The following is a 19,173-nucleotide window of genomic DNA, read 5'->3' on the forward strand; positions in this document are numbered from 1 at the left end:
GGGGAGAAGCAGGTACGCCGGCGAGAAGTCAGCGGGTCGGGTGCTGCTCACGGGTTTCCCGACCGGCAGATCCCGCCGGAGCGGAATTCGACGGATGCGCCGGTCGCGTCGGAGATCACCGCGCGGATGTCGTAGCTCGAACCGGGCTGGCAGCCGATCCCCACGAACGATCTGTTGTCGTAGGCGGGGACGTGGTTGCCGTTGACGAACCAGCGGATGGTGACCGGCGCCACCGCGCCGCTGTAGGAGACCTCGCAGAGAAAACGCCGCGCGAGCCGCTCGCAGCTTCCGCCGTCCAAGGTCAGGGCCATCATGGCCGCCGGCCCGGCCGGCCCGGCCGACGCGGGGGAGGCGAGCACGCCGGGGACCGTCAGCAGGCCGGCCGCCAATAAAACGGATGCCATGATTCCGCGCCGGGTGGGCATTCCTCACTCCTTTTCGCCGAGGAGGGAATACGGCGAGATCCGCCTCCAGTATGAGAGGCCAGATGGCCGTTGACCACCATGGTGTGAGGCATTGCCACCGGCGCCCGAACGAGCAGCACAGGGATAATCGACCCGCTTTATCGGCGGGAGAGGCAAGAGAAAATGCCCGTCCTATTTCGGGGCGTCCTTTCCCTGCCCGCACACGTCCTCGTAACGCGTGTTCGGAAGGGAGGTGCGCCGGTTCTGTGGGGGAGAGCCGGCGCGGGCCCGCGCGCACACGGCCGTGATCAGGCGGTCCGGGTCGAGCGGGAGCGCGCGCAGGAAGTCGTCACCCAGCAGGAGCAGCCGCCCGTCGACCGGCATCCCGACCATCGCGGACACCAGGGGAACGCGGCCGATGGAGCGGCCGGTCGCGGTGTCCCACAGGCTCAGGGCGGAGCCGTCGGAGATGACGGCGGTGGAGCCGTCGAGCTCGACGGCGGAGATGTCCTGCGGGGTGTCCTCCAGGACGAGCGTCCGCGGGCGGGCCGCGCCGGGCGGCCACACCCAGAGACGGTTCGCGTCGTCCTGGCGGGCGTGGAAGGCGCCCGAGGCGCTGAAGTCCAGGCGCCTGGCGCCGGGGCCGAACAGCTGGCCGGCGTCCACAGTCTTGCCCGAGGCCGCGTCGACCAGGACGATGCCCGCGGGGCCGCGGACCGCGATCGTCCGGCCGTCGGGGGTGAAGCGGAGGTCGTCGACCTCCGCGCTCTGCGACCACGTCCAGAGCCGGCGGGCCGTGCGGAGCTCCCACAGGACGAGCCTGACCCGTGATTCGCCGTCCGCCGCCGGGTACTGCTCGGCGACGGCCAGCCGGGTGCCGTCGGGGCTGAAGGTCATGCCACGGGACGAGGTGGGCTCGTCCTCGGTCAGCGTGGTCGCGTGCCGGCCGGTGCGGGTGTCGTGGACGGTGATGCGCCCGTTGTCGTCGCGGACGGCGAGCAGGCCGCCGTCGTCGCTGACGACGGTCAGGTCGACGTCATCGGTGCCCAGGTCGACGCCGGGCCCGGCCGGCTTGCCCGTGGCGGTGTCCCACAACAGCACCCGCGTCTCCTCCTCGGTGGCGAGGGTGCCGCCGTCGGGGCTGAGCCGGCTAGAGCCGGTGACGGGCACGATCGAGCCGGGCGGGCCGGCGTCGTAGGACACCACGGTGTCGTCGGCCAGGACGCGCAGGGTGCGGCCGTCGGGGTCGAAGGCGGGCGTCCCGCCGCGCCCGAGTTCGAGCACCGCATCCAAAGGATCTTCGCCGCCGAGGCGCCACACCTTGCGGCCGTCGGTGAGCAGCCGCCCGTCGTGGCTGAGGACGGGCGCGCCGTCCGCCCAGTCACCGGGTGTCGCCTCATCGCGTTCGCGGCCGGTGACCGCGTCGATCATGACGGGGTCGGGGTCGTCACTGATGATCAGGGTGCGGCCGTCAGGGGTGAGCGCCATGGCGCACGGCGGCCGGCAGTCGTCTCTGAGCCGCTCGGCCTCTCCGGCGGGGAACGGCTTGCGGAAGATCTTGCCGGTGAACGCGTAGAACACGGTCGCGCCGTCCTCGGAGGTGGTCACGTCGCCGCCGAGGGTGGGGACGTGGACCTCCCGCCCGGTCCGCACGTCCCAGGCGGTCGCGCCCTGTCCCTGGCCGACGATCACGATGTGCTCGGCCTCCCCGTATCCCAAGGTCAGGTCGAATTCCTCGGCGTCCGGAGCCAGCGGACGGCGGGTCCCGTACGGCCGCCCGGTGCGGACGTCCCAGACCCGGATGCCGCGCTCGGTGGCGACGGCCAGCCCCTGCGCGCCGGGGCTGAGCGCCGCCCGGACGATCCGTCCGTCCCGGTCGTCGCCGACGGGGAAGCGGCCGGTACGGGTGCCGGTGCGGACGTCCCACACCCTGGCCTCGCCGTCGCCCACACTGACCAGCGTGCGGCCGTCGCGGCTCAGCAGCCGAAGGGCGTCCGGCGCCGGGTCGCGGAAGGCGGCGACCTCCGGCCCGGTGAGCGAGCCCACCAGAGCCGCCCGCGCCTCGGGCACCGGCGCCAGCCGCCAGGCGGCCACGCTCAGCAGCATGGCCCGGTTCGGGTCGAGGGCGCGCAGGTCCTCGGCCGCCGCGGCGAGGCGGCGTGCCTCGGCCTCGTCCCGCTGGACGGAGATCTGGCGGCCCTGCCAGACCGCCAGGCCGCCGCCGACGAGCGCGGCCACCAGCAGCGCCGCCATCGTCACCGTCACCAGCCTGCCGCGCCGCACCCTGCGCCGGGCCAGCGCCGCCCCCGCCGTCAGGAAGTCCCGTTCCATCGGGGTCAGCGTGATGTCGCGGCGGTCGGTGGCCGCCCACCGCAGCGCGCCGTCCAGGTCGTCGCCCTGCAGCAGGTCGCCGTCCCTGCGGCCGCGGCCGTTCCAGCGCCGCGCCGCGGTGGCGATGTGCCGGTGCACCGCCAGGCCGTCCCGGTTGGCGGCGATCCAGCCGCGGAGCCGGGGCCAGGCCTGCGGCAGCGCGGGCCGGGCCAGCGCGATCTCCTCACCGGTGGTCAGCAGGTAGGCGAACGCCTCCAGGACCTCCCCGGCCTGCTCCTCCAACTCCTCCCGGGGCGCGCGGCGGGGCAGCAGCTCGCCGTCCTCTCCCACGGTGACCAGCCGCAGGAACACCTGCCGCGCCGCCTCGCGCCCGCCCGGGCTCAACCCCGCGTAGCAGTCTTCGGCCAGCGCCCCCAGCGCCGGGTCGTCACTCACTCCGGAGGCGATCGCGCCTGCCCGGCGGGCGCCCGCGGCCAGCAGCCGCGGCAGGTCCAGGCGCCGGCCGTCCCCGCTGATCAGGGCAGGCAGCAGCTCGCCCGCCGTGGGCCGGGCCGCCGGGTCCTTCGCCAGCGCCGCCCCCACCAGGTTCCGCAGCGAATCGGGCAGCACACTGAGGTCGGGGTCGGCCGACAGCACCCGGTGGATCACCGCGCCCAGCCCGTCGGCGTGGAACGGATCCGTGCTCGTGGCTGCGAACAGCACCACCGCGCCCCAGGCGAAGATGTCGGCGGGCCTGCCCGCCCGCTCGCCGGTGAACACCTCCGGCGCCATGTAGGTGGGCGTGCCCGCGGCGACGCCGCTGGCGGTCAGCGTCATGTCCTCGGTCCGGGCCACCCCGAAGTCGATCACCCGTGGCCCGTCGGGGCCGAGCAGCACGTTGCCCGGCTTCAGGTCCCTGTGCACCACCCCGGCGTCGTGGATCGCCGCCACCGCCGTGGCGATCGCCGTAGCCAGCCGGTGCAGTTCGTCCCCCGCGAACCGGCGGCCGGCCGCGACCGCCTCGCGCAGGCTCGCCCCCGGCACGTACTCCGTCACGATGTACGGCCGGTCGGCGTCCAGGTCGGCCGCCAGCACGCGCGCCGTGCAGAACGAGGCCACCCGCTGCGCCGCGGCCACCTCCCGGCGCACCTGCCCGGCCGCGTGCCCGTGCAGCAGCTTGACCGCAACCCGCGTCCCGTCGCCGTCGTAGGCCTCGTACACCACCCCCTGGCCGCCCGCACCCAGCCGTCCCGCGAGCCAGTAGCCGCCCACGCGCTGCGGATCCCCGTCGACAAGCGTTCGCCTCATGTGCCGGTCCCCGTTCGGTGCGTCCCCGTCGAGGCATTGGACGCCACCGGTCCGGGCGAGGTTCTGGACGGAGGCCGGCCGCACCGGTCAGATTCGTCCAAGAGATCCCGGCCCCAACCTTTGTACGGTGGCGTCATGGACATCGACCACCTGATCGTCGGAGCGGGGACCGCGGGCTGCGTGCTGGCCGCCCGGTTGTCGGAGGACCCCGCGCGGCAGGTGATGCTCCTGGAAGCGGGACCCGAAGGCGTCGAGGACGCCGAGTACGACTGGGGGCTGCGCGCCACGGTGACCGCCGGCCGCGACGACGGGCTCGCCCGCGGCAAGGTGATCGGCGGGTCGGCCCGGGTCAACGGCATGGGCGCGGTACGGGCTCCGGCCAGGGACTACCACGCCTGGGCGGCGCTCGGCCTGCCGGCGTGGGGCTGGGACCGGGTGCTGGAGTCGTACCGCCGCGTCGAGACCGACCTGGAGTACGGCGACCAGCCCCACCACGGCGACAGCGGGCCCGTCCCCATCACCCGCCACCCGCGCGAGCAGTGGATCGCGCCGGTGAGCGCCCTGGTCGAGGCCGTGCGGGCCGCCGGGCATCCCTACTGCCCCGACATGAACGCGCCCGACGCGTCGGGCATCGGCCCGTACCCGCACAACCGAAGGGGAGGGGCGCGTATGCCGACCTCGGTCACCCACCTCGCTCCCGCCCGATCGCGCCCGAACCTGACGGTCCGCGCCGATCTCCCGGTCGAGCGGGTCGTCGTCCGCGACGGCCGCGCGGCCGGCGTGCTGGCGGGCGGCGAGTTCATCGCCGCCCGGGAGGTGATCCTGTGCGCCGGCACGCCGCTGAGCGCGGTCCTGCTGCTGCGCTCGGGCCTCGGCCCCGCCGACGACCTGCGGGAAGCCGGGGTGGACGTCGTCGCCGACCTGCCCGGTGTGGGACGGAACCTGTACGACCAGCCCGGCGCGGTCATCCCCGCCCTGCCGGTACCCGGCGCCGTCCCCGGAGGAAGCCCCGTGACCCAGGTGATCGCCCGGCTGGCCGCGATCCCCGGCCACGAGCCGGACGACGGCTTCTACCTGTGCCTGTTCGCCGGGCCGCCGCCGGGCGGGACCGAGGTCATGATCAGCATCATGGTCGGCGACCTGAACCCCGCCTCGCGTGGCGCGATCACGCTCACCGGCCCCTCTCCGGGCGACCCTCCGCGGATCGACCTCGGCTTCTACACGGCGCCCGGCGACCTCGGGCGGATGCGTGCCGCCTACCGCCACGCCTGGTCGATCGCCCAGCACGAGGCGTACGCCCGCACCGTGGACCGGTTCTACGAAGTGAGCGACGAACTGGTCGGCTCCGACGAGGCGCTCGACGGGCTGCTCCGCGCGATGACCTTCAGCCGCCTGGCCCTGCTGGGCGGCGCGGCCATGGGACCACCGGACGACCCGTCGGCCGTCGTCGGCGAGGACTGCCGCGTCCGCGGCGTCGGCGGACTCAGGGTCGCCGACCTGTCCATCGTCCCGGTGGCGCTGCGCGCGCCGACGGCCCTGGACGCCATGATGATCGGCGAGCACGCCGCCACATTGATCACCGCCTGACGGGAGACCGGATGGCTGCCGCTCGGGCCGATCCCGGCCGACCATGGGGGAGCGGATCGCCGAATTCCACGAATGTGCTGAGCCGGATTGAGGCCGGGTCTTTCGAAAACCGCAGCGGGGCCTCACACTGATGCGTGTTCTCGAGGAGGCCGATCATGACCATGCGTGTCGAGCCGTCCCGGCAGGCGGTTCAGGAACGGCGCCCGGAGCTCGACGCCATGCGTGCCCTCGTGGTGGTCGGGCTGGTGTTCTTCCACGCGTCACTGGTGTTCGACTCGCGCGACGACTTCTACGTCAAGAACGCCGAGACCACCGAGATCACCCTCTACATCGCGGCGCTGTGCGTGATCTGGGCCATGCCGCTGCTCTTCCTCATCGCCGGGCTGGGGTCGTGGCACTCGATGCGGCGCCGCGGCCCCGGCGGGTTCGCCGCGGAGCGATTGCTGCGGCTGGGCGTGCCGCTGGTGTTCGCCACGGCCACGATCGTCCCGGTGCCGCAGTGGTTGCGGCTGCGGGCCGATCCCGCCTACCACGAGTCCTACCTGGCGTTCCTGCCGAAGTTCTACACGGTGCGGCTGGATCTGAGCGACTTCCCCTTCGTCCTGGACGGCGCCTACTTCGAGACCGGGCACCTGTGGTTTGTGGTGCTGCTGCTCACGTTCTCCCTCCTGCTCGCGCCGCTGGTGCGGTACGTGCCGCGCGAGCGCGCCCGCCGCCTCCGCGCCCGGCTGGCCGCCATCGCCCGGCCGCGGTGCGCGCTGCTGCTGCTCGGCGTGCCCATCGCGGTCGTCTGCGCGCTCGTGGGGCTGGAGGAGGCGTTCGGCGGCTGGAGCCGCTGGGCGTACCTGGTGTTCTTCCTGTACGGGTTCGTGCTCGTCACCGATCCCGGCTTCCGCGCGGCGATGCGGCGGGATCGCCTGCCCGCCGCCGTGGCCGGGCTCGTGCTGATGGCGGTGGGGGTGCCCGGCTTCGTCGTCGCGGGCGACGTGCCGGGCGCCGACCCGTTCACGGACCTGACCCCGCTCGCGATCGGGGTGCGCGCTCTGTACGGCCTGGCCGGATGGTGCTGGCTGGTCGCGATACTCGGGGCTCTGGACCGCCCGCGCCCCTCCCCGGCGGCGCCGGCCGGGCGGCCGCCGCGCCGGCTGTACGCCTACCTGGCCGCCGCCGTGCTTCCCCTCTACGTGCTGCACCAGCCGATCGTCGTGGCCGTGGCCTACTTCGTGGTCGGATGGCAGGCGCCGATCCTGGTCGAATACCTGGTGATCGTGGCGGTGTCGCTCGTGCTCACCGTGGCGGTCTACGACGTGTTCGTACGGCGTACCAGGGTGACCAGGTTCCTGTTCGGGATGCGGGGCCGGTGAAGCAGCCTCAGAAGGCGGCCGCGGTCAGTGTCTGCAGCTCGCCCTGGTACAGCAGGCGATTGACGAACAGCACGTCCGCCGTGTCGCTCAGCGTCAGGACGGCTCTCAGAACCGTGTGCCCGCCCGCACGGACCTGATCGTGTGCGATCTCCGATGCGTACTTGCCGTACGTCCCGCCGTCGCGCATGTTCCCCGCCGGGGTGAGCCGGGTCGTCAGCGCCCGTTCGACCTCGGCGGCGGCCGACGCGGTGGGCAGCACGCAGATCACGTTGACCGGCCGGTCCGCGAGGCCGGCCGGGCGGCGCAGGCCCACGGCGTACAGCGTGACGGCGCCCGGCGCGGGCGAGGCCATGATCGTGGCGGTGGCGACGTCGCCGAGGCAGCCGGCCACGGCGGCGTGGCCGGGGCTGTCGGCCAGCGACGACGATCCCGCATCCAGAACGGCCGCGAGCGGGCCGGGGGCCGAGGCCGTCGCCACCGTGGTGTCGGTCACCACGACTTGGTTGAGCTGGTTGGTCACCCCGGGGACGATCATCCGGGAGGCGTCGATCTCGTCGCCGGGGGAGAAGGAGAGCCCGTCGTGGCCGCCCATGCGCCGCGGTTCGGCGCCGAGGGCGGCCAGCTTCTTCCGTACGGCGTCCGGGTCGACGCCGCCGTCGAAGCGGAAGGCCTGCCGCGGCGGCACGCCGATCGAGATCACCCGCGTGGCCGCCTCCGGTGTCATGCCTGTGATCTTCGGCATGACCGCCGCGGCGTCGGCCAGGCTCCCGAGACCGGAGAAGGTCACGGGCAGCCAGCGGCGGCCGTCGCCGGAGCCGTCCTTCACGCCGAGGCCGCGCCACCAGGCCGGTTCGCCGTATTCGAGGTACGCGGCGGCGGGCCCCTCGCCGGAGACCCCGGCCAGCGCCTTCAGCAGTCCGCTCGTGGCGGCGGCCGTGGCCGACACGGACGGGGAGGCCGTGCCCCGCGGGGGCTCGGCGGTGGTGTCGGCGGCCTCACGCGCACACCCTGTCAGGACCAGCAGCGCCGCCAGCGCCACACTCACTTTTCGCATGCACGTGAAACTAGACGGCCGCTCTTGGAGCTCACTGGAGGGCTGCCGCAAGCCCGCCGGCGTCGTCGTGCCCAGGGTTCTTCGAGCGTGGTGCTGCTCTCGGGCCCTCCAGGCCGAAGCGCGGGCCGATCCGGCAGAATCCGGTGACCTCCGGCGCCCCTGTCCAGCTCCAGCACCGTCGCCGGCTTTCCGGCGCGTCGTCCAGACACCACGCCCCGCTCCGCCGTCCTGCCGGTCCCCGGACCCTGGTCACTGCCGGGCAAGGGGCCGGCGTTCAGCAGACCCATGGCATCGCGAACCGCTCCGCCCCATGCCGCGTATCTCCGGGTATGCGGTGGAGTAGGGCGGCCTGACCATGTCGAAGGTTTATCCGATGCGTAAGCGTGCCAGCCTGCCGGTCCGGCTCGCGTGGCCCACTGTCCAGGACAGCCGTATCCGGCGGATCTACGCCGGTTCGGCGTTGATCGCCGCGGGCCTTCTGGCCCTGGTCGTCGCCTTGGGGTCAGCCGGGGCAGGGCAGCAGGAGATCACGGGGCTGCCCACGGCGGGGCCGCTCACCGAGTGGGGCCTGCCGGTGGTCCGGTTCTGCTCCAACCTGTGCGCGGTCGCCACCGTGGGGACGCTGCTGGCGGCCGCCGTCCTGGCCCCCGCCGCCTCGCCGGAGAGGGCGGCCTGCGTGCGGGCGGCCCGCCGGTGGACGCTCGGCTGGGCGGTGGCCATCGTTTTGAGCTACGTGCTGACCGTCTCGGACGTCACCGCACTGCCCGCCGCGGGCCTGCTCGCCTCTTCCGACCTGCTGACCTACGGCATGACCATCCCTCAGGCCCGGATCCTGCTGCCGGTCCTGGCCGTGGTCGCCGTGGCGGGCCTGGCCACGCGGGTGCCGCGCCTGCCCCTGTGGATCCCGCTGCTGATCGCCGTGTTCGCGATGCTGCCGCCCACCACCGTGGGTCACGCGGCCTCCGCCGCCGACCACGACATCGCGCTGTCGGCCCTGATGGCGCACCTGGTCACGGTGTCGCTGTGGGTCGGCGGGCTGGGCGCGGTCCTCGTCCACTTCCGCCGCTCCGACGATCTGCGGATCGTGCTGCCCCGGTTCAGCACCATCGCCCTGTGCTGTTTCGCGGGGGTGGCCGTCTCCGGCCTGGCCGCCGCCTGGGTGCGCCTCAACGCCGTCTCGGACCTCTGGCTGAGCGAGTACGGCTGGTTCCTGCTGGCCAAGACCGCCGCCCTGATGATCCTCGCCCTGTTCGGCCAGGCCCACCGGCGCCGTACGGTCGCGCGCGTCGCCGACCGGAGCGTGCGCCAGGTCTTCACCCGGCTTGCGGCCGGCGAGATGATCGTGATGGCGGCGGCCATGGCGCTGGCCGTCGGCCTGTCACGCACCCCGCCACCGGTCCCCGAGGGCGGCGCCGGCGGCGGGCACGACATGCGGGTGCTGGAGTACGACCTGGCCCCCGTCTCGCCCGCCACGTTGCTCACCGAGATCCGCCCGGACCCGATGATCCTGCTGATCTTGGCGCTGCCCGCCATCGGCTACCTGGTAGGCATGCGGCGGGTCCCCTCCTGGCCGGCCGGTCGCGCGCTCGCCTGGTACGCCGGCCTCGCGCTGATGGCGCTGGTCCTGCTCGGCGGCGTCGGCGGCTACGCGCGGGCGATGGCGTCGGTCCACGCCCTGCAGCACACCGTGCTCGCGGTCGTCGCCCCGGTCCTGCTCTGCCTGGGCGCCCCGCTCACCCTCGCCGCCCGCGCGACCACCGCCTCCTCCCAGTACGGCGACCTCGGCTCCCGGTTCCCGGTCCGGCGCCTGAGTCTCCTGGCCGTGCTGCCGGCCGCGTACATGCTGGCCTTCCCGCTGCTGTTCCGCACGGGGTGGCTGGAGTGGTCGCTGGCGGGCCACGTGCCCCGTCTGGTCACCGCCTCCGCGTTCTTCGGTGCCGGGTTGCTGGTGTTCTGGGTGGTGGCGGGCGTGGACCCGCTGCCGCGCCCGATCTCGTGGACCGTCCGCGCCGGGCTGCTGGCCGCCGTGCTGGTGGTGCAGCTGGCCGTGGGCGCGTTCCTGCTGCGTGGACCGCTGGTCGCGGCCGACTGGTTCCTGCTGACGGCCCCGCCGGCCGCGCCGGACCTGGTCACCGACCAGCGGCTGGCCGGGGCCGTCTACCTGCTCGTCCCGGTGCTCCCGCTCGCGCTGCTGGGCTTGCGCCTGGCCCGGGCCCGCCGGGCGGCCCCGGCGGGGGCCGGCGTGCGTCCGGTGCGCGAGGGCCTGGAGGTGAGGGTCCCCGACCTGGGCACGTGAGGGCGATCAACCGCGGTCGAGAGCCGTCCCTATGAAGATGGAAACGGTTTTCATGTGCTAATCTCTCGATCGCCGATTCCCTCAACTCTGGACAATCCGTGCTTAACCGTAGTTTTTTCCTTGCCCTCGGGGCGGTTTGCGCCCTCTCATTGACCGCGTGTTCTGTTCCGGCGGGCGGGCAGAGCGCGGACCCCGCCGGCGGGCGGATCAAGGTGGCCATGCTCCTGCCGCCGCGTTCCGGCCTGTCGCCGTTCAGTGACGACGCCTTCAAACTGTCGCGCTGGTCCACCGCCGAGACCCTGGTCAATCTGGACGAGGAGGGCGACGCGCAGCCGGCGCTCGCCACCGCGTGGTCCCGCAGCTCGGACCGCACCTGGGAATTCACCATCCGCCAGGGCGTGACCTTCCACGACGGCAGCAAGCTGACCGCCCAGGTCGCCGCCAACGCGCTGACCAGGGCCGGCCAGGCGACCCCCAAGCCGCGCATCCTCGACGGCGTCGAGCTCACCGCCAAGGCCGAGGGCGACAAGCTGGTCGTGACCACCGGAGAGCCCGATCCGCTGGTGCCGCACCGCCTGTCCTCGCCGCAGCTGTCGATCCTGGCCGAGCGCGCGTACGGCTCGGACGGCCAGGTGAACCCGGTCGGCACCGGCAGCGGCCCGTTCAAGCTGACCCGGATCAACGGCACCACGACCGCCACCCTCGACCGCTACGACGGCTACTGGGGCGAGAAGGCCAAGGCCGCCGGCATCGACGTCTCCTTCGTGCCCGACGGCACCGCCCGCGCCGCCGCCATCCGCAGCGGCCAGGCGCACGTCGTCGAGGCGGTGCCGGTCTCGCAGGCCGCGCTCCTGCCGAAGGAGACGATCAGCGAGGTGCCGATGCCCCGCACCAACACGCTCTACCTCAACACCGCGAAAGGCCCGTTCAAGGACGCCGGCCTGCGTGCCGCCGCCCGCACCGCCATCGACGCCGGGCAACTGGTGAACGGCGTGTACGAGGGCCGCGCCGACGTCGCCGCCGGACTGCTGGGCCCCGCCCTCCCGTGGGCCGCCGAAGGCCGCAAGCCCCTGACCCAGCGCACGGCCGCCGCGGACGCCAAGGGCACGCGGATCACCCTGGCCACCTACTCCGACCGGCCGGAGCTGCCCGAGGTCGCCTCGGTGCTGCAACAGCAGCTCCAGGCCGCAGGCTTCACGGTCAAGCTCGTGGTACGCGAGTACGCCCACATCGAGGAGGACGCCCTCGCCGGCGAGTTCGACGCGTTCATCCTCTCCCGGGCGACCATGCTGGACTCCGGCGACCCGGTGGCGTACCTGCAGGCCGACTTCACCTGCGACGGCTCCTTCAACCTCGCCAAGCTGTGCGACGACGGCGTCGACAAGGCGGTGAAGAAGGCCGCGGCCACGGAGGCCGGTGCCGCGAGGCGCGCGGCGATCCTCGAGGCCGAGGCGGCGATCCTGCGCACCGACGCCGCCATCCCCATGCTGCACGAGCGCGTCATCCAGGGCGACGCCACCACGGTGACGGGCTCGGCGAAGGACCCGCGCGAGCGGATCCTGATCACCCTCGACACCCGGCTGAAGTGATCGCGCCGCCGATGCGCGAGCGCGCCGGCGCCGTGCTCGCGCGGACCGTCGCGGTCGCCGCGATCATCGTCGTGGTGGGGCTCCTGCCCTGGCTGTCCGGCCGCGACGCGGCCCTGTCGCTGCTGCGCGCCCGCTCCGCCGAGCAGGAGCCGACGCCGGAGGTCCTGGAGGCCATCCGGCGCGAGCTGGGCCTGGACGGCGGTCCGGTGCCGCTGCTCGGCGGCTGGCTGGCGGGCGTCCTGCGCGGCGACCTCGGCCGCTCCTGGGTGGACGGCGGCCCCGTGCTGCCCTCGGTCCTGTCCGGCCTCGGCGTCTCGCTGACGCTGATGACCGCTGCGCTGATCGTGACCGTGGCGCTGGTGTGCGTGCTGTGCGCGCCGACGCTGGTCCGCGGCGCGCGCGGCACCCTGCGCGGCGGTCGCGCCACGGGGGCCGCGGCCGCCGCGCTGGCCGCGCTGCCCGAGTTCCTCATCGCGACGCTGCTGCTGGTGACGCTGTCGGTGTGGCTCGGCTGGCTGCCGCCCTACGGCTGGCAGAACCCGCAGGACATGGTGCTGCCCGCGCTCGCGCTCGGCATCCCGGCGGGCGGGGTGCTGGGGCGGCTGGTGGACGACGCGCTGCCCGCGGTGTTCGCCGAGCCCTGGGTCGGGCTGTGGCGCTCGGCCGGCTGCCGGCCCGGCGTCATCGCCCGGGCGGCGCTGCGCCGCGCGCTGCCCCCGCTCGTGCCCCAGTTCGGGCTGGTGGCCGTCGGGCTGACGGGCGGAGCGGTCGCCGTCGAGACGGTGTTCGCGGTGCCCGGCATCGGCAGGACCGCGCTGGGTGCGGCGGAATCCCAGGACCTGCCGCTGCTCCAGGGCTCGGTGCTCGCCCTCGTCCTGCTCGGCGTCCTCGCCGGGACCCTGGCGACCGCCGGCCGGCGCTGGATGCTCGGCCCCGGGCTGCGCGACGCCGCGCTGTCGCTGCCCGCGCCCGCCGCCGGCGGCGGTGGCCGGTGGCGCCGCCTGGTGCCGGCCGCCTGCGCCGCGGTGCTGGCGGTGGCCGTCGGCTGGGGGCTGTTCCTCGACCCGCTGGCCATCGACGTGGCCGCCAGGCTGGCCGGGCCGAGCTGGGACCATCCGCTGGGCACCGACGCTCTGGGCCGGGACGTGCTGGCCAGGGTCGGCCACGGCGCGGCGGCCACACTGGGGGTCGCGGCGCTGGTCAGCGCGGGCTCGTACGTCGTCTCCCTGGCCCTCGGCTTCCTGCCGGGGCCCGCCTCGGGCGCCGCCGAGATCGCCAACGCCGTGCCGCCGGTGATCGCCGGCATCCTGGTCGCGGCGGCGCTCGGCCCCGGCACACTGGGCGCCTCCGTCGCGGTGGCCCTGGTCTCCTGGCCCGTGCTCTCCGCCCACACCGCCGCCCTGGTCTCCGAGACCCGCGCGGCGGCCCACCTGGTGGCCCAGCGCGCCATCGGCTCCCCGCCCTCCTGGATCCTGACCCGTCACGTCCTGCCCGCGGTCGCCGGGCCGATCGCCCGGCACGCGGTGCTGCGCCTGCCCGGTGTCGCCCTGGCCCTGGCCTCGCTCGGCTTTCTCGGCCTGGGCGCCCAGCCGCCCGCTCCGGAGTGGGGGCTGACGCTGGCCGAGTCGCTGCCGTACGTCGAGCGCGCGCCGTGGGCGGCGCTGGCCCCTGCCACGATGCTCCTGCTGCTGGCCGCGCTGGCCGTCTCGCTGTCCACGCTCCACGGCACGGAGGGCCGCCCGTCATGACGAGCACCGACCCGGCCGGCACGACGGGTGCCGAGCCGCTGCTGAGCGTTCGCGACCTGCGCGTCGCCACGGACTCGGCCGAGATCGTCCGGGGGCTGTCCTTCGACGTGGCCCTCGGTGAGATGCTCGCGGTCGTCGGCGAGTCCGGCGCGGGCAAGTCGCTCACCGCGCGTGCCCTGCTCGGGCTGCTGCCGCCCGGCCTGCGCGTCTCCGGCAGCGTGCGCCTGGAGGGAGTCGAGCTGGCGGGGGCGCCCCAGCGCGTCTATCGGCGGGTACGCGGCCGGCGCGTCGCCTTCGTGCCGCAGGACGCGCTCTCGGTGCTCAGTCCCGTCCACACCGTCGGCGACCAGCTCGCGCTCGCCGCCCGCTCCGTGCGGCGGCTGGGCCGCAGAGCCGCCTGGGACCACGCGGTGGCCGCACTGGACCGGGTCGGCATCCCCGACGCGGCGCGGCGGGCACGCGCCTACCCGCACGAGTTCTCCGGCGGGATGCGCCAGCGCGCGGTGATCGCCATGGCCACCGTCAACGACCCCGCCCTCGTCGTCGCCGACGAGCCGACCACCGCCCTCGACTCCGCCGTCCAGGCCATGATCCTGCGCATGCTCGCCGACCTGCGCGAACAGGCGGGGCTGGCCGTGCTGCTGGTCACCCACGACCTGGCGGTGGCGGCGGGGCACGCCGATCGCGTGCTCGTCATGTACGCGGGCCGGCAGGTCGAATCCGGCCCGGTCGGCCGCGTGCTGCGCCATCCGCGAGCCCCCTACACCGGCGGCCTCATCGCGTCCCTCCCGCGCCGTGAGGCGGTGGACCGGCGGCTTCCCGTGATCGGCGGCGCGCCGCCGCACCCCGGCGCGCTCCCGCCCGGCTGCGCCTTCTCGCCCCGCTGCCCGGCCGCCGCCGACGCCTGCCAGGACCGCGAGCCCGAGCCCGGCGAGGCCGGCGACGGGCACCTGGCCGCCTGCCACCGGCTCGGCGAGCTGCCGGACCCGGTCACCGACCTGTTCCAGGCCACTCCAGGAGCCCGCATGACGCCGTCCGAGCCGGTCCAGGAGTCGCGATGACGGAGGAGTCTTGTATGACGCGTCTGAGGCCGGTCCGGGAGGTCCGATGACGGATGAGCCCCGCATGACGCCGTCCGAGGCCGGTCCGGGAGTCCCGATGAGGGAGGAGCCCCGTATGACGCCGTCCGAGCCGGTCCGGGAGTCCCCGGTGACGCCGCCCCTCCTGGAGGTGCACGATCTCGTCGTGCGCTACCCGGCGCGCGGCCGCCGCACGCCGCCCGTCCTCGCGGTGGACGGCGTCTCGTTCGCCCTGGCCGCCGGCGAGACGCTCGCCCTGGTCGGCGGCTCGGGCTCCGGGAAGTCCAGCATCGCCGCCGCCGTCCTCATGCTGCGCAGGCCCGAGAGCGGCTCGGTGCGCTTCGAGGGCCGCGAGCTCACCACGCTCGACGAGCGGGCCCTGCGCCCGCTGCGGCCTGCGCTGCAGCCCGTCTTCCAGGACCCCTACGGCTCGCTCAGCCCGCGCCTGCGCGTGTCGGACGCCATCGCCGAACCCCTGCGCGTCCAGGGCCGCTGGGACCCGCTGACCGGCCCGGCCCGCGTCGCCGAGCTGCTCGACCTGGTGCGCCTGGACGGCGCCCTGGCCCGGCGCCGGCCGTACGAGCTGTCCGGCGGCCAGTGCCAGCGCGTCGGCATCGCCCGCGCCCTGGCCTGCGAGCCCCGGCTGCTCGTCCTGGACGAGCCCGTGTCCGCGCTGGACCCGTCCGTACGGGCCGGGATCGTCAACCTCCTCGCCGACCTGCGGGACGACCTCGGGCTCGGCCAGCTGTTCATCGGCCACGACCTCGCCCTCGTCCGGCACGTGGCCGACCGCGTCGCGGTGCTGCGCCACGGCCGGATCGTCGAGACCGGACCCGTCCGCCAGGTGTGGGACGCGCCCGCGCACGACTACACCCGCGAGCTGCTCGCCGCCGTCCCGGAGCTCACCCGGCCCCGCCCAGCGGCATCGAGCACGGCCGGCGCAGCGACGGCAGGCGGTCCTCGGGCGGGCGCCGCTTGACCTGCCCGCCCACCGGACCGGCTCGCCGGCGCTGGCCGGCCGGCTCGTCGGCCTGATCCTGGGCCTGCGCACGTCCAGCCGGCAGCGGCTGTTCGTGATGCCTGCCCGTCGAGGTCGAGCGGGCCACGGGCACGCAGGGTGCGCTCGGCCGGTTGTTCGCCCTCTCCTGGGCGCTGGTCGTCGCCGCGCAGATCCCGCTGTCCGGGTGGGCCGCGCGCCGGCTGTCCCTGCGCGGCGCGCTGCTGACCGGCCTGGGGCTCATGGCCACCGGCGCGGTCGCCGCCGGGCTGCTGCCGCCCGTGCGCGCGGCCGGCGGTCTGCTGCCGTCGCCGGCCATCGTCGTGCTGCTGACCGCCGGACAGATGCTGCTGGTCCCCGTGGCCCGCGCCAGGCTGCCGGACCTGGCCGGGGGACCACCGGCTGGGCCTCTACACGGGCGCCATGTCGTCCTGTCCGGGCTGCTCGTGCTGCCCGGCGGCGCCCCGCCCGGCGGGTCGAAGAGCGCCCCGCCCGGCGCGCTGTTCGACGCGCGGGGCCGGACGGCGGAGAGGCGGCGGTCAGCGTTCACCGAGGGGAGATCTGCGGGTGGCCCGGGTCAGGCGGCCAGCGCCGCCGGCACGTCCAGGGGTGTGGTGCCGGCGGCCGCGTACGCGGGAAGGTCGAACCGGACGACCTTGCCGCCGGCCGTGGGAACCGCGTCCCAGCGGCTGGACAGCGTGTCGACCAGGAACAGCCCGCGCCCGCTCTCGTCATCGACGGCGGCGTCGCACAGCCGCGGCAGCCTCGGGTCCTCGTCCTCGACCTCGCACCGCACCAAGCCGTCCACGACGGACAGACTCAGGCGAACCTGCCCGCGCGCATGCTTCAGCGCGTTGCCGACCAACTCGCTGACCAGCAACTCGGCGACCTCCACCGGATCCTGCAGATCCCACTCGGCCAGCGTCGCCCGGGTCAGCCGGCGCGCCGCGCGCACCGAGCCGAGGTCTCGCGCCAACGTCCACGACGCGCTCCGGCACCCGTTCATCTCGGCCGAGGTCCTGCTCGCCGCAAGCCCCTTCATCTCGCACGCTCCCCGTGACCGCTTCCGCTCAGTGACAGCCAACGGGCATAGGCGAGAATTCCCCGTGGAGACAGCTCTTGAGGGGAGCCTGCGGCCGGGGTCAGCCCTTGCCGGCGGCGTTCACGATCCGGGTCGTGGAGCGGCCCGGGATGGCCTCCAGCTCCCAGCACTCGGCGCCCAGGATCGCGGCCGCGGCGGCGCGGGCGCCCGCGTGCGGGTCGCCCGCCGTGTGCGCGAGCGCGCCGGGACGCATCGGGGCGAGCAGGTCGATGTAGTCCTCCGGGCCGTGGGCCTCGGACGGGCCCGTGACGATGAAGACGCCGGTGACGAAGCGGAGCGCGGCCAGGACCTCGGCACGCTCGGCCGCCGGGTTGAGCGGGCGGCTCGGGCCCTTCCAGGCGCGCACGCGGGGGTCGTCCTCGACGCCGACGACGAGCGGCCGCCCGCGGGCCGCCACCGCGCCCAGATAGCGCACGTGCCCCACGTGCAGGATGTCGAAGACCCCGGTCACGACCGCCGCCCCCGGCAGGTCGTACGGCTGCACCCAGACGGCCTCCAGGCTGCTCACGCGACCTCCTCCGCTGCCCCACGGGCCTCGACGCTTCCCCTGCGGGCCTAGACGACTCGTCGATCGCAGCGTACTCGGTCGCCGCCGGCGCTCGTGCAGGCGACCTTGGGAAAGGGCATTCCTACCTTTTTGCGATAGTCCGATGGCCTCCACCCGGGCGTCTCATAACGCAGCGTTGAGGTTGGGGCCCGACTATGGGGGAGGTCGCTGTGGCGCCGCTGGATTCTCATCGTGTCAATGGGGGCGACCCAATCGGCTCGGGCGGGCTCATGGCTCGGCTGCCGGGGGTTCCCTCCCAGGTGTCACGGGCCAGGGGGATCGTGACGGCCGCGCTCGGCCGCGATCACCCCCTCTACGACGACGTGGTCCTGCTCACCAGCGAGCTGGCCACCAACGCGATTTTGCACACCCGGTCCGGCGTGGGCGGCTCGTTCACGGTGACCGTGACGAGCTCGGAGGCCGCGGTGCGGGTGTGCGTGTCGGACGCCGGCTCCGACGGGCCGCCGTGCGTGTGCCGTACGAGCGCGCAGTCCACCAGCGGGCGCGGCCTGCCGCTGATCGAGGCGCTCAGCCACCGCTGGGGCTTCACCCGCGAGGCCGGCTCGACGACGGTCTGGTTCGAGCTCCTGCAGGCCGACCTCCCGGCCGTGGCGGTCTAGACGTCCAGGCGGCACAGGCCCTCGGCGAGGGCCTTGGTGGTGAGGCGGGTGCGGCTGTCGCAGCCCAGCTTGGCGAAGATGTGCTCCAGGTGGGTGGTCACCGTGCGGACGCTGAGCACGAGCGCGGCGGCGATCTGCGGGTTGGAGTCGCCCGCCGCGACCCTCGTGAGCACGTCCACCTCCCTGCCGGTCAGGTCGTACGGCAGCGCGCACGGCCGTTCCGCCGCCACGGCCCCCTGCAGCGCCCCCTGGAACCCGACGCCGGCCCGGAGCAGCCGTAACTCGTGCCAGCGCCCGTCGCCGTCGAGCCACAGCCCGTGCCTGCTCAGCTCGCGCGAGTCGATGAACGCCCGGGCGTACGCCGCCACGGCCGGGTCGTCCCAGAGGGCGGCCGACACCTCACGCCCTGGCACCTCGCGGCGCACGCCGACCCGGTCGAAGGCCACGGCGCGGAAGTCGGGAGGCAGCCCCACGGGGTCGATCACGCACCTGGTCAGGTCGGTGAGATGGGCGAGCATCGGGCTCACCGCCGCCACAAGGGCCCCGGTGAGCCGGGGGAAGGCATCCCGGGACGCCAGGTGCAGCAGGCCCGTGTAGCGGCCCTCGGCCAGGAACAGCGGAGCCGTCAGCCCGGCCCGCCACCCGTAGGGCGCCAGGTGGCGGCGGAAGTAGCGCTCGGTGCCCGGCTCCGGCATGCTCACGGGCGCCCGGGTGGACAACGCCCTGCGGTAGGCGTCGAGGCCGGCGTATTCCTCGGCGGCGTCCCGGTCGATGCGCCGGTGCCCGTCGGACACCACGCTGTGGTGGCGGCCCGTCGCCGGATCGAACGCGACGAACTCGTAGGCGTCGAGCGGGACCACCCGGCGCAGCGCGGCCATCGCCCCGTGCGCGTCGCCGCCGCCCGCCGCCTGGTAGCCGACCTCGGCGAACGCCTGCAGCTGGCAGACGTCCAGAGTGATCTCGGCCACGGAGCCTTTATATACCATTTGCCAAACCTTGAGGTCTTCTTGAAGGTTTTTTTCACCAGCGGGTGCGAGGTCACCGATGCTACGGTTGAGGACATGCAGCGCGCCCACGTCTTCGTCACGACGACGCCGGACCTCGTCCCGGCGCGCTGATTCCACGCTTCCCGGGCGAACGCCCGGGACAGCTGGTCGTTCGCCCTTTC

The 19,173-nt window shown here is 74.5% G+C and carries 15 protein-coding genes; 8 read left to right on the top strand and 7 right to left on the bottom strand.

Features of this window, described 5'->3' with window-relative positions; all coding sequences use genetic code 11:
- Positions 1 to 47: 47 nt before the first annotated feature.
- Together ID574_RS43045 and ID574_RS43050 are read right to left on the bottom strand one after the other, a co-directional pair.
- Positions 48 to 425 carry a hypothetical protein gene (locus ID574_RS43045; RefSeq protein ID WP_188194802.1) on the bottom strand — a complete coding sequence of 126 codons (378 nt, stop codon included), beginning with the start codon at positions 423 to 425 and terminating at the stop codon, positions 48 to 50.
- A 171-nt stretch (positions 426 to 596) separates the two neighbouring features.
- Positions 597 to 4,022 carry a serine/threonine-protein kinase gene (locus ID574_RS43050; RefSeq protein ID WP_188194803.1) on the bottom strand — a complete coding sequence of 1,142 codons (3,426 nt, stop codon included), beginning with the start codon at positions 4,020 to 4,022 and terminating at the stop codon, positions 597 to 599.
- Between the two features lie 135 nt (positions 4,023 to 4,157).
- Here ID574_RS43050 and ID574_RS43055 point away from each other — a divergent pair, with 135 nt between their 5' ends.
- Together ID574_RS43055 and ID574_RS43060 are read left to right on the top strand one after the other, a co-directional pair.
- Positions 4,158 to 5,609, top strand: coding sequence for a GMC family oxidoreductase (locus ID574_RS43055; RefSeq protein WP_188194804.1), 1,452 nt, complete (start codon positions 4,158 to 4,160; stop codon positions 5,607 to 5,609).
- A 155-nt stretch (positions 5,610 to 5,764) separates the two neighbouring features.
- Positions 5,765 to 6,973 (top strand): acyltransferase family protein, encoded by a 1,209-nt coding sequence (locus ID574_RS43060; protein WP_223167669.1) that lies wholly within the window; start codon positions 5,765 to 5,767, stop codon positions 6,971 to 6,973.
- A 7-nt stretch (positions 6,974 to 6,980) separates the two neighbouring features.
- Here the strand turns inward: ID574_RS43060 and ID574_RS43065 are convergent, their stop codons facing one another.
- Positions 6,981 to 8,027, bottom strand: coding sequence for a hypothetical protein (locus ID574_RS43065; RefSeq protein WP_188194805.1), 1,047 nt, complete (start codon positions 8,025 to 8,027; stop codon positions 6,981 to 6,983).
- Positions 8,028 to 8,400: 373 nt separating this feature from the next.
- Between ID574_RS43065 and ID574_RS43070 the strand changes: the two genes are divergently transcribed.
- From ID574_RS43070 to ID574_RS43090, 5 genes are all read left to right on the top strand, one after another.
- Positions 8,401 to 10,323 carry a bifunctional copper resistance protein CopD/cytochrome c oxidase assembly protein gene (locus ID574_RS43070; protein ID WP_188194806.1) on the top strand — a complete coding sequence of 641 codons (1,923 nt, stop codon included), beginning with the start codon at positions 8,401 to 8,403 and terminating at the stop codon, positions 10,321 to 10,323.
- A gap of 218 nt (positions 10,324 to 10,541) precedes the next feature.
- The gene (locus tag ID574_RS43075) at positions 10,542 to 11,912 is read left to right on the top strand and encodes an ABC transporter substrate-binding protein (protein WP_188194807.1); all 1,371 of its coding nucleotides are present in this window, start codon (positions 10,542 to 10,544) and stop codon (positions 11,910 to 11,912) included.
- 11 nt (positions 11,913 to 11,923) lie between these two features.
- Positions 11,924 to 13,660: an ABC transporter permease subunit gene (locus ID574_RS43080; protein WP_188194808.1), complete on the top strand. Its 1,737-nt coding sequence runs from the start codon at positions 11,924 to 11,926 to the stop codon at positions 13,658 to 13,660.
- Complete coding sequence (locus ID574_RS43085) at positions 13,657 to 14,721, top strand: ABC transporter ATP-binding protein (protein WP_188194809.1); 1,065 nt, start codon at positions 13,657 to 13,659, stop codon at positions 14,719 to 14,721. Before ID574_RS43080 ends, ID574_RS43085 begins: the two co-directional genes overlap by 4 nt.
- Before the next feature lie 115 nt (positions 14,722 to 14,836).
- Positions 14,837 to 15,718, top strand: coding sequence for an ATP-binding cassette domain-containing protein (locus ID574_RS43090; RefSeq protein ID WP_188194810.1), 882 nt, complete (start codon positions 14,837 to 14,839; stop codon positions 15,716 to 15,718).
- Here ID574_RS43090 and ID574_RS43095 read toward each other — a convergent pair.
- From ID574_RS43095 to ID574_RS43105, 3 genes are all read right to left on the bottom strand, one after another.
- Complete coding sequence (locus ID574_RS43095) at positions 15,642 to 16,055, bottom strand: hypothetical protein (RefSeq protein ID WP_188194811.1); 414 nt, start codon at positions 16,053 to 16,055, stop codon at positions 15,642 to 15,644. The genes ID574_RS43090 and ID574_RS43095 overlap by 77 nt on opposite strands.
- A gap of 258 nt (positions 16,056 to 16,313) precedes the next feature.
- Entirely contained in the window at positions 16,314 to 16,778 is a 465-nt protein-coding gene (locus ID574_RS43100) for an ATP-binding protein (protein ID WP_188194812.1), read from the bottom strand.
- Between the two features lie 100 nt (positions 16,779 to 16,878).
- Complete coding sequence (locus tag ID574_RS43105) at positions 16,879 to 17,346, bottom strand: adenylyltransferase/cytidyltransferase family protein (RefSeq protein WP_188194813.1); 468 nt, start codon at positions 17,344 to 17,346, stop codon at positions 16,879 to 16,881.
- 269 nt (positions 17,347 to 17,615) lie between these two features.
- Here ID574_RS43105 and ID574_RS43110 point away from each other — a divergent pair, with 269 nt between their 5' ends.
- Positions 17,616 to 18,005, top strand: a complete 390-nt coding sequence (locus ID574_RS43110) for an ATP-binding protein (protein WP_223167670.1) — start codon at positions 17,616 to 17,618, stop codon at positions 18,003 to 18,005.
- Here ID574_RS43110 and ID574_RS43115 read toward each other — a convergent pair.
- Positions 18,002 to 18,973: a helix-turn-helix transcriptional regulator gene (locus ID574_RS43115; protein ID WP_188194815.1), complete on the bottom strand. Its 972-nt coding sequence runs from the start codon at positions 18,971 to 18,973 to the stop codon at positions 18,002 to 18,004. The genes ID574_RS43110 and ID574_RS43115 overlap by 4 nt on opposite strands.
- Between the last annotated feature and the right edge of the window lie 200 nt (positions 18,974 to 19,173).

This window comes from Nonomuraea sp. SYSU D8015, assembly GCF_008065375.1.
GTDB lineage: Bacteria > Actinomycetota > Actinomycetes > Streptosporangiales > Streptosporangiaceae > Nonomuraea.